General features: G+C 61.1%; 12 protein-coding genes. All 12 read right to left on the minus strand.

The window, feature by feature from the left end; genetic code table 11:
• Positions 1–17 precede the first annotated feature (17 nt).
• On the minus strand, positions 18–2,993 hold the full coding sequence (locus ACZ881_RS03410; RefSeq protein WP_476112526.1) for a DEAD/DEAH box helicase: 2,976 nt from the start codon (positions 2,991–2,993) through the stop codon (positions 18–20).
• 24 nt (positions 2,994–3,017) lie between these two features.
• Positions 3,018–3,854: a twin-arginine translocase subunit TatC gene (tatC, locus tag ACZ881_RS03415; RefSeq protein WP_091470754.1), complete on the minus strand. Its 837-nt coding sequence runs from the start codon at positions 3,852–3,854 to the stop codon at positions 3,018–3,020.
• A 6-nt stretch (positions 3,855–3,860) separates the two neighbouring features.
• Positions 3,861–4,130, minus strand: coding sequence for a Sec-independent protein translocase subunit TatA (gene tatA, locus ACZ881_RS03420; RefSeq protein WP_017200960.1), 270 nt, complete (start codon positions 4,128–4,130; stop codon positions 3,861–3,863).
• A gap of 36 nt (positions 4,131–4,166) precedes the next feature.
• Positions 4,167–4,517: a hypothetical protein gene (locus ACZ881_RS03425; protein WP_476112529.1), complete on the minus strand. Its 351-nt coding sequence runs from the start codon at positions 4,515–4,517 to the stop codon at positions 4,167–4,169.
• Positions 4,518–4,526: 9 nt separating this feature from the next.
• A complete protein-coding gene (locus tag ACZ881_RS03430; protein WP_476112531.1) occupies positions 4,527–6,545 on the minus strand; it encodes a helix-turn-helix transcriptional regulator in 2,019 nt (672 codons plus the stop codon).
• Positions 6,546–6,639: 94 nt separating this feature from the next.
• Entirely contained in the window at positions 6,640–7,035 is a 396-nt protein-coding gene (locus ACZ881_RS03435; RefSeq protein ID WP_017200957.1) for an FKBP-type peptidyl-prolyl cis-trans isomerase, read from the minus strand.
• Between the two features lie 67 nt (positions 7,036–7,102).
• Positions 7,103–8,035: an FKBP-type peptidyl-prolyl cis-trans isomerase gene (locus ACZ881_RS03440; protein ID WP_243836894.1), complete on the minus strand. Its 933-nt coding sequence runs from the start codon at positions 8,033–8,035 to the stop codon at positions 7,103–7,105.
• A gap of 129 nt (positions 8,036–8,164) precedes the next feature.
• Complete coding sequence (pafA, locus tag ACZ881_RS03445) at positions 8,165–9,529, minus strand: Pup--protein ligase (RefSeq protein ID WP_091470747.1); 1,365 nt, start codon at positions 9,527–9,529, stop codon at positions 8,165–8,167.
• Between the two features lies 1 nt (position 9,530).
• Entirely contained in the window at positions 9,531–10,238 is a 708-nt protein-coding gene (prcA, locus tag ACZ881_RS03450) for a proteasome subunit alpha (protein ID WP_091470746.1), read from the minus strand.
• A gap of 1 nt (position 10,239) precedes the next feature.
• On the minus strand, positions 10,240–11,049 hold the full coding sequence (gene prcB / locus ACZ881_RS03455) for a proteasome subunit beta (protein WP_091470744.1): 810 nt from the start codon (positions 11,047–11,049) through the stop codon (positions 10,240–10,242).
• Positions 11,050–11,128: 79 nt separating this feature from the next.
• Entirely contained in the window at positions 11,129–11,332 is a 204-nt protein-coding gene (locus tag ACZ881_RS03460; RefSeq protein ID WP_017200952.1) for a ubiquitin-like protein Pup, read from the minus strand.
• Positions 11,333–11,451: 119 nt separating this feature from the next.
• Positions 11,452–13,071: a depupylase/deamidase Dop gene (gene dop, locus ACZ881_RS03465; RefSeq protein ID WP_429331915.1), complete on the minus strand. Its 1,620-nt coding sequence runs from the start codon at positions 13,069–13,071 to the stop codon at positions 11,452–11,454.
• Between the last annotated feature and the right edge of the window lie 34 nt (positions 13,072–13,105).

The following is a 13,105-nucleotide window of genomic DNA, read 5'->3' on the forward strand; positions in this document are numbered from 1 at the left end:
CAATGAGAGTAGGGGCGCTAAGCCACTGTTGAGTAGGCAACGACGCCGCGTCGCACCAAGTCGATGGACTCGCGGCAAATGCGGGCCAAGCGTGGGTCGAGTTGAGGGATCTTGGCCAGCTGGTCGAGGAGGTCCACCACTTGCTTGGCCCAGCGCACAAAGTCGCCGGCGGCGAGGTCGGTTCCGCTGAGCACGTCCTGAAGATGGCGTCCCTTGGCCCATTTGTACATGGGCCACATCAGGCCGAGTTCCGGTTCGCCGGTCAATGGCAGCCTGTTGCGTTCCTCGGTATCCTCCAGCTGGGACCATTCGCGGATGACGATGTCTATGGCTGATTCCAGGGCAACGCTGGGCATCCTGGGCCGAAGGCCACGGTCTTCCCGTTTGGCTTGGTAAACCAAGGTGCTGGCAAGCGAGGCCAGTTCGGCGGCGTCGAGGTCGTTGATGGCACCGCGCCGCACAGTCTGGGATATGAGCAGGTCCTTCTCACCGTAGATCCGCCGAAGCCGCTGCCCGTCGAGGCTGATGGTGACGTGTCCGGCGTCGTTGCTTTCCAGGTAACCGTAGACAGACAGGACATCGCAGACGCGGTCGAAAGTCTTGGCGATGGTATTCGTCCTGCCTTGGATCTGCCTGACCAACCCATCGGTCTCCCTGCGCAACTTCCACCAACGCTCCGACCACCGTGCATGGTCTTCGCGTTCGCTGCAGCCATGGCACGGATGAGCCCGCAGGGCCCGCCGAAGGTCCGCGATCTTCTTCTCCTGATCCGGCAGGCGCGCCCCGAGGCCAAAATCTTCGTGCCTGCTGTTGCGACGGCTGTGGGGTGCGTCCTCACTGATGGCATGCCGCATCGACGAAGCGAGGTCCCGGCGGGATTTGGGGACCTTGGCATTGAAGGACTTGGGAATCCGGATACGCGTCACCGGCGATACCGGACCGTCGAGGTCGTGGACACCGATGCGCCGCAGCTGGTTATCAGAGGTAAGAACGGAGGGCCTTGGTTCCCTGGCGTTGCGGTCCACCTCCAGCACAACGGCATGTCCTGCCAGCCGGCCGCTGTAGATGCTGATGACGTCACCGGGGATCAGGCGCGCGAGGGAATCCGCTACATGGGATTTACGGGCCCGCTGATGGTCGCGGGCGGCGAAATTCTCGGCGTCGCTGAGTTCGCGCCGGAGCTTTGAGTACTCGGTGAAGTCTCCCAGGTGGCACTGCATGGACTTGGCATAGCCCGCCAGCGATTCTTCGCGCCCCCGCACCTGCCGGGCAAGGCCTACTACGGAGCGGTCAGCTTGGAATTGGGCAAACGAGGATTCCAGGATTTCACGGGCCCGGACGCGTCCGAACTGGGCAATCAGATTGATGCTCATGTTGTACGTAGGCCTGAAACTGGAGTTCAGGGGGTAGGTGCGTCGGGAGGCAAGGCCGGCTACGGCAGCCGGATCAGTTCCCGGCTGCCACAGCACAACGGCATGGCCTTCGACGTCGATGCCACGACGTCCGGCTCGACCAGTAAGTTGGGTGTACTCCCCCGCCGTAATGTTGACGTGCGCTTCGCCGTTGAACTTCTCCAGTTTTTCAAGCACGACGCAGCGTGCGGGCATATTGACGCCAAGAGCCAGCGTTTCGGTGGCGAAGACTGCCTTGACAAGGCCGTCGGCAAAGAGCTTTTCCACCACTTCCTTGAACGTGGGAAGCATGCCTGCGTGGTGGGCAGCAAAGCCCCTGATGAGACCGTCGCGCCAACCCCAGAATCCGAGGACGTCGAGGTCGTCCGCCGGAATTTCGTGGCTCGCCTCGTCCACCCGCTGGGCAATGATCTGCTGTTCGCGTTCGGTGGTCAGCCAAAGTCCCGATGCTGCGCACTGAGCGACGGCAGCGTCACAGCCGGCCCTGGAGAAGATGAAGGTGATGGCAGGCAGGAGATCCTGACGCCTGAGGCTCTCAATGACTTGGGGACGGCTGGCTTTCCGCACGGGACTGCGCTGCTCGGATTGTTGCCGCTCATCGCGATAACGGTCCTGACGACGCCGACTCCGGCCACCGTGGCCGAACCGGCCGTTCATGTTCATCCGGCTCTCGGAGCGGGCCATGGCCAACAGGTCCGGATTGACTTCGAACTCGGGGCCGGTGACTGCTTGGCGGACTGTCTCTGCAGACGAGCGCTTGGCTGAGGCGCGCCGGTGGTCAGCGGTGACAGGCTCGGCCACCACCTCATGGGCCTCGGAAAGGTCCGGTGCTTCGGTTTCCTGCATTCCCGGGGCTTGGGGCGCAATTTCGTCGAACGTTGTGTCGCCGGCAAAGAGATCCACTATTTCACGGCCCACCATGACGTGCTGCCAAAGCGGTACTGGACGGTGTTCGGAGACAATGACGTCGGTATCGCCCCTCACGGTATCCAGCCAGGCGCCGAACTCTTCCGCGTTGGAAACCGTGGCACTCAGCGAGGCAACCTGCACTTCGCTGGGCAAGTGGATGATGACTTCTTCCCACACGGCACCACGGAAGCGATCGGCCAGGTAATGAACTTCGTCCATCACCACAAACCCAAGATCGCCAAGGGTTTCGGAGTCGGCGTAAAGCATGTTCCTAAGAACTTCGGTGGTCATGACCACTACGGGAGCTTCGCCGTTGATGGTGGTGTCACCGGTCAGCAAGCCGACGTTCGCCGACCCGTATTTTGCCGCCAGTTCAGAGTACTTCTGGTTGCTCAAGGCCTTGATGGGAGTGGTGTAAAAAGCCTTGAGTCCGCGTTCCAAAGCCAGGTAGATGGCGAATTCGCCAACGATCGTCTTACCAGCACCGGTGGGGGCCGCCACGAGAACGCCGCGACCCTCCTGGAGGGACCTGCACGCCTCACGTTGGAAGTCGTCCAGTTCAAAGTCCAGGGAACGTGCGAAGGCGCCCAGATAAGTTTTCGACTCAGCCGCACGCTGGGCTGCCGCCTGGTAACGGTCTGATGGAGATGAAGACCCGGAAATGGAGGACATGCATCAAGCCTAGTGGCCCAAGGTCTAGAGATTCTCCAGATCCGTGGCCGGGGTTGCGATGTCTGCAGTGGCTTCAGTCTCAGCCGCCCGCTTGATGGCACGGCGCTCACGGCGGCGGTCATTCAGGACGCAGACACCGATCGCCGCGAAGAACAGGAGCAGCATGGGCGCTGCGAGGTAGAACATGCTCATGGCGTCAGCGCCGGGAGCGGCCATCGCAGCGAACAGGCACACCAGGAAAATGGTGATTCGCCAACTCTTGATGAGCTGCTTGCCCTTTATGAGTCCGGCCAGGTTCAATCCCACCAGCACCACGGGGACGAGGAAGGCGATTCCGAAGGCCAAGAGGAGCCGAAGGACGAAGGCCAGATAGATTTCGGCGCTGATGAAGTTTGAGCCGCCCACCGGAGTGAAGTCGGTCAGGACGCGAACAGCGTTGGGCAACACCAGCCAGGCAAGCAGGACACCGCCGATGAAGAGCGGTACGGCTGCTGCCACGAAGGACAATGCCAAGCGCCGTTCCTTCTTGTGGAGGCCCGGAACGATGAAGGCCCACAGCTGGTAAATCCAGACCGGGCTTGACAGGATCACGCCAAGAAAGACCGACACTTGAACCATGAGGTCGAACGAACTGGCGACGCCATCAAAGTTCAGCGTGGCAGCGCGTCCCTCTTTTTCGTTGAGGTCCTTGATCGGCTTGATCAGCGCCTCCAGGAGAGGCTGGTAGACGATGAAGCCCACCACTGTTCCCAGGATGACGCCGATTGCAGCCTTGAAGAGCCGGTTTCGCAGCTCCTTGAGGTGATCCAGGAGCGCCATCCGGGCTTCGGGGTTGGCCTTGCGCCCCTTCGTCTCTACCACTTCTCTTTAGACGCGGTTGGAGGGCGGTACGTCAGTCTCGCCGTTGTTCTTGGCCTTGACGTCCGGGTGGCCCACTACTTTGCCTTCCACGGCGTCGGAAGCGTCCTGCGAGTCCTTGGCTTCGGAAGAACCATCCTTCTTCATTTCGCGGACCTCAGACTTGAAAATGCGCATCGACTGCCCAATGCTGCGCGCCATGGACGGCAGCTTCGGCGCTGCAAAGAGCACCAGAGCCAGGACGATGATGATGATGAGATGCCAGCCTTCGAGCCTCATGTGGGGAGGTCCTTTCCTTTTGGATACATCCTACGTCTATCTGAATTCAATGTCGTGCAGGGATTGGGGTTGACCCCGCTCGGCTTTGCGCTTGACGCGTCGTTGACGACGAACTTCCTGACGGAAGGCTTTGGCCGTCAGGTAATCATGACGCATCTGTTCCGGTGAGGCAAAAATTGCGGACCCCGGCGCGGACCGTGGTTCGGCGGTTTCAACATCGGAGGTTTCCTGGGAAGGAGCAAGGTTGCTGAAACGTTTACCCGCGGCACCTAAATCATGAACAGTTGACATGAATTTCTTGTACAGGCGATAGCCCAAAGTCAGGTGAAAGAGCAACGACAGGGCTATAAGCGCGATCCACAACAGGATCCAGAACCACCAAGGCATCTGAGTAGTCTAGCCAGCCTTCGTGGTGGAAGGTGAGTTGTACTGCGCGAGGGCCGCGTCGACCCACGCGCGGCTTTCCTGCTGAAGGTGCCCGGGTTCGAGGATCCGAACGCTGCCTCCATGCTGCGAAACGAACATCGGAAGCCACTCGGCGTTGCCGAACCGAACTTCGGCGACCAGACCGCCGTCGGGCAGTTGAGCGGTGCGTTCGGCGTAGTAGTCGTCAGCCAATCCGGCTCCCTGACGGGTCACCTGGAGGACCACCAGCACGTCATCGTCGCTGGGCGTGAACAGCCGGGCCGGAAAATCCTGCCCGGCCGTTGCCGGCATGGACACGGCGCGGCCGTTGGCCTCCAACGCTTCTACCCGGTCCAGACGGAAGTTCCTGATTCCGGCCTTGCTGTGGCAGTACGCCTCGAAGTACCACGTATTGTCCAGCGAGTAGAGCCGCAGCGGGTCCACGTCACGCTCGGTCACTTCGTCGCGTTGCAGTGAGAAGTACTTGAGTCGCAGTTGCTGCCCTTCACGGATCGCGCGGGTTATTGCGGCGAAAGCTTGTGACTGTTCCGGTGCCACCGACTGTCCGGAGACTGAGCCGGCCAATCGTGCGGCCTGCCCGGCAGCGCCTGTCAGCTTGATGGTCACGGATTCCAGGGCGCTCCCCGACTCATCCTCAAGCATTCCTGCCAGTGCCGGCAGATCGCCCAGCATGGCCAGGCCGGTCAGCAACGCAGCCGCTTCGTCTTCACTGAAACGCACTGGACGGTTCAAATCGAGGTGCTCGGAGATGTAGACGTGATCGTTTTCCCATTGGATGTCGAGGAGGTCGTCAGGGTATCCCTCGGGCAGCCCCGAACAGATCAGGATCTTCAGGTCATCGATCAGTGCCTTGCGGCTGATGCCAAAGTGATCGGCCACCTGCTGGATATGCAGGCCTTGGTGGTGAACCAGGAAAGGAACCAGTTGCAGCATCCTGGCGAGTTGGTCTTCAGAGGTGCGTTTGCGCGCCCGCGGAGCACGGCCCGCTTCGGGAAATTCAATGAGTATTGGCGGAGAGTCATCAAAGTCAGCGGCAGCCTTGAGGCGGCGTACGACGGCGGTGCGCAGCTCTGTGGGTCCAGCCACCTTGGTATGGGGGCCGTAAGAGGCCAGCTCTTCGGCCAGCTGCTCAGGATCCCGGAAATCCACGGTGATGCGGTCACGACTGCTTGCATCCGGGGCTGCCTCGACGGACACGGCCCTTTTGCGCAAGGCAAGCAGCCTGTCCTTATCGACGTCCAGAATGGCTTGTTGGACGGGCAGCTCCTTGAGTGCGTCCAACTCGGCCCGGGCGCTGAAGCCTTCCGGTGGTTGGAAACTGCTCGTGGTTACAACGCTCACTGCGGTAGTCATCCGTGAGAGCCTGAAGAGCCTTTTGGCCCCTCTCCCCCGATCCCAGCCAGCGAGGTACCACTGACCAAAGCGGCTGCCCAACCCCCATGGCTCGACTTCGCGGACTTCTTCCCGGCCGGTACTGACCGCGAGGTAGCCGAAGCGGACAGGATGCTTGCCGTGCATGGCCGCAACGACGTCGTCGAAGGCTTGTCCGGCAGGTTTGATCCTGGGTTGGACGCCCGCAGGCAGGTCAACATCCGTGAAGCCTCCTGCGGCCTGCAGCTTGCGAACAGCGTTGGCAGCCGCTGTTCCCAGGGCAGCGCGTTCCCACAGCTGAGCCGCCAGCAGAAGCACGGTGCTCTCCGCAGTCGTCAAGCTCACATCAGGAAGCCGGTTGGAGTCCTTGCCGATCCGGTAGCGTGTCGAGGCGGGGTCGTCCGCACCGAAGTTGCGCGGGTCCATCAGGGTCTCGATCTCGAAGCCAAACTGCTTCAGATCCACTTTGTCGCGCTCGAACATCCGTCCAAAAGCGACATCATTGTCCGCTGAATCGTGGTAGACCTTTTCGCGCAGCACGGCACGTGGAAGGCCCACTTTGGTATTGAGCAAAGCCAGGAGAAGGTTCAGGAGACGTTCAGTGCGGGATGCGGACACGGTTGCTACGTTACTAAAAACCAGCGGGAAAGCAGCAAGGCGCGTCACCGACCGGCAAAACCGGAGGGTAACGCGCCTTGCGGATGCCAGAGTCCTAGCGGACAGCCACGAGGTCGACCACGAAGATCAAGGCCTCGTTGGGCTTGATTGCTCCACCAGCGCCACGTGAGCCGTAGGCGAGCTCCGAAGGGATCTCCAGGCGACGGCGGCCGCCCACCTTCATGCCCAGAAGGCCCTGGTCCCATCCCTGGATGACCTGGCCGACGCCCACACGGAAGTCCAGCGGAGCGCCACGGCCCCAGGAAGCGTCGAATTCTTCGCCGGTGGACCAGGCGACGCCGACGTAGTGGGTGGACACAGTGTCGCCGGCCTTGGCCTCGGGGCCGGTGCCCTCAATGAGGTCCGTGATAACGAGGTCCGTGGGGACGTCGCCTTCAGGGAAGTCGATTTCGGGCTTGGTGCGGTCGAAGTCACGCTGACCAAATGACATGGTTGCTCCTAAGTTCAAGGGACGGAGAAGTTCTCAGGAACCAGCTTAGCCAGAACCTGGTTGGGATCTACTTTTTGCCGGTGATCTCTACGACAAAGACCAGCGGGCCGGCAGGTTTGCCCTGGGCAGCGGCGTTCGGACCATACGCGAGATCCGTAGGAATCGTCAGAAGAACCTTGGAACCCACCTTTTGGCCTGTGAGGCCAAGCGTCCAGCCCTTGATGACCTGGTTCAGGCCAAAGGTAGCGGCCTCCCCGCGGTCATAGCTGGAATCGAACTTGGTGCTGTCTTCCCAGCGCCAGCCACTGTAGTTGGCATCGATCGTGTCAGAGCTTGTCAACTCCTCGCCGGTGCCCTCGGACAGGACCTTGACTGAAAGACCGGCAGGCACATCAGTCTTGGGGATGTCCACGGAAGGTACGCCCTTGTCGTCAAAGGTCACCTTGGGAAGCTTGCCGTCTTTGTCCAGCTGCTCAGTTTCTTCCTTGCTCAACAGGCCGGGGGCGTCCTTGGCGGAGGCGATCTTGAATACCACCAGTTGTGTGGACGCAGGTGCCGTGGCAGACGAGTTGCCCGGAGCGGCGATAGCTACATGGCTGCCAACTTTGGCGCCGATGATGGCGTCGAAGATCAGCTCATTGCCGGTTTTCATCTGCTCGGAGAGCTCGATCGGCTGGGGTCCTTTGGTGTAACCGTCCTCCAGCGTCTTGCCATCAGTGCCGTCCACTGCGACGAACACCAGTTCGGCGATTTGACCCATCTTGACGGGCTCTCCATCACCTTCGCTGACGACCTTGACGGTGGGTCCCGTCACCGCCAGCGGCTTGGAGAAATCAAGGGCGGGCGCTTTGTCATTGCCGTTGTCCGTCACCTTCAGGGAGTCAAGCTTGGAGACGTCCCCAACAGACTTGCTGGTGGGCTCAGCGGCCGGAGTGCTTTCCCCACCGCAGGCGGTAATGAGCAGGAGGGCGGGAAGAAGTATTGCTAGGAGTCGGCGCACAAAAAGACACTTTCGTCGGGGCAAAGGGACACTCGGAAAGGCGCGTAGCGCATCCAAGCAAGGTGTATCTCGGGAAGAGACCACTATCCAGAATAGCCCGTGAAGCTGGGAGCCAGCTTAAAGAGCGCGTCAGCCCATTGAGTCCAGGAGTGCATCCACTCGTTCGTCCACGCTCCGGAAAGGATCCTTGCACAGGATCGTTTGGTGGGCGCGATCGTTGAGTTTCAGGTGTACCCAGTCCACTGTGTAATCGCGGCCAAGCTCCTGCGCCCTCCGCACAAAGTCTCCGCGGAGCTTTGCGCGAGTCGTCTGGGGTGGTGCGTCCACGGCATCCTTGACGTCGGTTTCCGTAACCAGCCTGCGTGCTGCGCCGCGCGCCTGCAGGAGGAAAAAGATGCCGCGTTGCCGCGAAATGTCATGGTACGTGAGGTCCAATTGGGCAATACGGGGTGAATCCAGGCTGAGGTCATGGCGGCGCATGTAGCCGTCCATGAGCTTTTTCTTGATAGCCCAATCCACTTCGGTGTCGATGGTGCTGGTGTCACCGCTCTCGATGGCATTCAAGGTCCGCTCCCACAAGTCCAGGATGAGCGGTACGTGGGCGTTGTGCGCGCCGTTGGTGGCCACGAAGTCTGTCACCTTGTTGAGGTACTCCCGCTGAATATCAAGGGCAGTGAGTTGCCGTCCATTGGCCAACCGAACCAGTGCGCGACCCGTAAGGTCGTGGGAAATTTCGCGGATGCTGCGGATCGGGTTCTCCATGCGCATGTCCCGCATGATGACGCCCGCCTCAATCATGCGGAGGATGAGGTCCACAGTGCCTACCTTGAGCAGCGCGGACGTCTCAGACATGTTGGAGTCGCCCACGATCACGTGGAGGCGGCGGTAGAACTCCGCGTCCGCATGCGGCTCATCGCGTGTGTTGATAATGGGCCTGGACCGGGTGGTGGCCGAAGACACGCCTTCCCAGATATGGTCAGCGCGCTGGGAGAAAGCGAACGTGGCGCCATGCGGGGTCTTCAATACCTTGCCGGCCCCGGCGATCAACTGCCGGGTAACCAGGAAGGGAATCAGGATCTCGGCCAGGCGGGAGAATTCCCCGCGCCTCGGTATGAGGTAGTTCTCGTGGCTGCCGTAGGAGTTCCCGGCCGAATCAGTGTTGTTCTTGAAGAGGTAGACCGTGCCATTGAAACCCTCTGCCGCGAGCCTGGCCTGGGCCTCATCCACGAGGTCGTCCAGGATAAGTTCGCCCGCCCGGTCATGGGCGATGAGCTGGGCAAGGTCGTCGCACTCGGCCGTGGCGTACTCAGGGTGCGAGCCCACATCAAGGTAAAGACGGGAACCGTTGGTGAGGAACACGTTGGAGGACCTCCCCCAACTGACCACCTTGCGGAACAGGTACCGTGCAACTTCCTCGGGAGCCAGCGGGCGTGAATCCGGGCTGGAATAAGAGATTCCAAATTCCGTTTCGATGCCAAAAATCCGTTTATCCATCTCAGCTCTCCTCTGTGAGCAACCGGGTCATGTCATCCGGCAACAACCGCCGGAACGCCCTGCGGGATCCGCGGTTGCTTTCCGAAGCACGGTAGAGCACGGCGGCTTCGACGGCAGTGGCGGGCAGTTCTTCAACTTCCTTGTTCGTGGCCAAGGCGCGCAGGGCCAATTGCATGGCCCCCGCCAAGCTGAGCTCCGGCTCCCAAGCCCCGTTGACGACGTCGGAAATTTGGTCGGCAAGCCCGCCCATGACAACGAAGCCGTTCTCATCGGCGATTGATCCATCGAAGGTGAGCCGGTACAGGTGGTCCTGTTCCTGGGTGACGCCAACTTCGGCTACCGCCAACTCCACTTCGAACGGCTTCTGCTCGGCCGTGAACACAGCTCCAAGGCTTTGTGCATAAACACTGGCAAGGCCGCGCGCCGTAACGTCCTCGCGATCATAGGAATAGCCACGGACATCGGCGTAGCGGACGCCGGCTTGCCTGAGGCTTTCAAATTCGTTGTACTTGCCGACCGCAGCGAAGGCAATTTTGTCGTAAATTTCACCGATTTTGTGCAACGAGGGCGAAGGGTTTTCGGCGATCAGCGCGATGCCGTCGGCGCAGCTGATGACCACTACAGAACGTCCGCGGGCGATGCCCTTCCGTGCGAAGTCCGCACGGTCCTTCATCAGCTGTTCGGGAGAGACATAGAACTGCTGTGTCATGTCAGGCCTCCCTTCCTGCTGCGGCCCGCGATTCGACAATGGCGCCGGCTATCGCGGCCAGGTCCCGTTCAGGGACGCGCCGGTTGCCGGAACGGTCGACGGTGTACACCACCGGCCATAGTTGCCGGACAGGGTCAGGACCGCCGGTGGCGGAGTCGTCATCGGCGGCATCGTAGAGGGCCTCAACAGCCACTGCCACGGCGTTCTCTTCTGACAAGTTTGGTTTCCACAGTTTCTTCAGGGCTCCCCGCGCGAATACGGAACCGGAACCAACGGAGTGATGCTCCTGTTCTTCGTAGCGGCCGCCTGTGACGTCGTAGGAGAACAAGCGGCCCACGCCGGAGACGTGGTCGAAGCCGGCAAACAGTGGAACGACTGCCATGCCCTGCATTGCCATGGGTAGGTTTCCGCGGATCATGGCGCCCAATCGGTTGGCCTTGCCGACGAGGCTGAGGAGCGTGCCCTCGATCTTTTCGTAGTGCTCCAATTCCACTTGGAAAAGCCGTGTGATGTCGATGGCCAAGCCGGCAGTTCCGGCAATGCCGAGGACTGAATACTGGTCCGCCGGAAATACCTTCTCGATGTGCCGGCTGGCGATGATGTTGCCCATGGTGGCGCGGCGATCCCCGGCCATCAGCACACCACCGGCGTACGTCAAGGCCACGATCGTGGTGGCGTGCGGCGAGGCCGGGACCATACCGGCGGGTAACGATTGAGTGAAGGGAAGGAGTTCGGGACGCGAGCGTTGAAGATGCTCCGTGAAAGAAGACGTTGCCTGGGTGGCCAGGGGGCCGGTTGATGGGTCCTGCATTGCTGCACTCCTTCGACTCTGCATTCCGATGCCCGGCGGCCTCACGCCGGCCGGGCAGTACATCCTCTGGCGGGTCCGCCTACTGGCCGCCCTTTTGGACAAACGCCCTCACGAACTCTTCAGCGTTCGACTCGAGAACGCCGTCGATTTCGTCGAGGAGGTCATCCACACCCTGCGTCGCTTCCGAAGCCTGTGCCTCGGGTGCTGCCGGTGGTGCTTCCGGTACGTCGACTTCGGTCTCGGTGTCCCGTGACTGCGGTTGTTGCTGCTCCTGTGCTGCCATTTTCTTTCTCCCTACTGTCAGTCTCCTGAAGACGGAGACTTCCTAATGCAATATTGCCACGCGGACCGGTGCTGCGGACGGCTTTGACCCGGCACGAATAGTCCTGTGGCGTTCATCCGTCAGCTCCTCGCCGGCGGTGGTTTTTGACCCAGCAATTCGGCCAGGAATGAAGCAGCATCCGTGTGGCGGTCAAAGAGCGCGCCGGTCAAAGCCTGTGTGCCCCTCAAAGGCTCGCGCGTGGGTACCCGTTGCAGTTTTCCCAGCCCTGGAACATCGAAGATCACCGAGTCCCAGCTGGCGCCGACAACGTCCTTGCCGAAGCTGGAAACGCACCGGCCGCGGAAGTAGGCCCGGGTGTCCGACGGCGGTTCGGTGACCGCCCGGGTGATGTCGCCGTCGTCGACAATACGCCTCATCCTGTCCCTGGAGAGCAACCTGTAGTAGAGGCCTTTCTCGGGTCGGATATCGGACCATTGAAGATCCACCAAGCCCAGACGGGCATCGTCCCACGCCAGTCCGTCTCGGTTTCGGTAACCTTCCAGCAGCGATTTTTTGGCCACCCACTCAACCGACGAGGCAGCAGCATCAGGATCTGTACCGAGAGTTGTCAACGTGGACTCCCAATGGGACAAAACCTGATGCGTATGGCCGTCTCCAGTGACTGAATCCGCTACCCCTGTCTCCTGGGCCAGTTTGGCGGCGGCCTCGAAATACATCCACTGGAGATCGAGAGCTGTCACGCGTCTGCCGTCGAGGAGCCTTACTGTGACAGCCAAGGTGGTGTCGTGGCTGACGGCTTGGAGGGCCTGGACAGGCTCATGAACTTCGATCCTGGGAGCCTGTCCCGCCTCAATGAGGCTCAGGACCATGGCAGTGGTTCCGAACTTCAGGAAATTTGAGGCCTGGCTGAGGTTGGCGTCACCAATGATTACGTGGAGGCGGCGGTACTTGTCCGCTGTGGCGTGTGGCTCGTCCCTCGTGTTGATGATGGGGCGCCGGATGGTGGTCTCCAGCCCCACCTCTGCCTCAAAGAAGTCAGCCCGTTGGCTGATCTGGTAGCCGGGCGTTGAGCTGTCCTGTCCCATCCCCACCCGGCCCGCACCGCACATGACTTGGCGCGAAACGAAGAAGGGAGTCAATCCACGGATGATGTCCCCGAAGGGCACCGAACGGGGCATGAGGTAGTTCTCATGCGAGCCATAGGACACAGACTTGTTGTCGGTGTTGTTCTTGTAGAGGTTGATCGGAGGAAGCCCTGTATCGGACGCGACCTTCCTGACGGTAGCCAACGCCACCAGGTCACCGGCGGCATCCCAGGCCACGGCATCGCGTGGGTTGGTGACCTCGGGACTGGAGTACTCAGGGTGCGCATGATCGACGTAAAGGCGGGCACCATTGCCGAGGACCATGTTCATCAGGAGGGAACCGGACTCGTCAGCGCCGTCCAGTTCCAACTCCTGTCGGCCATAGGCCAAGGCGACCGCTTCGGCGTCGAGCACTGGCGGCTGGTCCGTCAGCTGGCTGGGATCCGCCGTTGACCTATCCACTGTCCAACCGCGGGCATCGTGCAGCGGTTCCTCGTCCGTATAGTCCCACCGTGTCTCCGCGCCGCCGGCCGCACGTTGCCGGGTAACAGTTGCATACGCCTGAATGATCCTGGCGGACATCATGGTCGCGTTAGCTCCCGGCGCTGACGGTGCATGGATCCCATATTCAGTTTCCGAGCCCATGACGCGCATGGCGCCGCCTGCGGGAAGCTTCTCTCCGGGTGAA

The sequence above is a fragment of the Paenarthrobacter sp. TE3676 genome, from assembly GCF_056279165.1.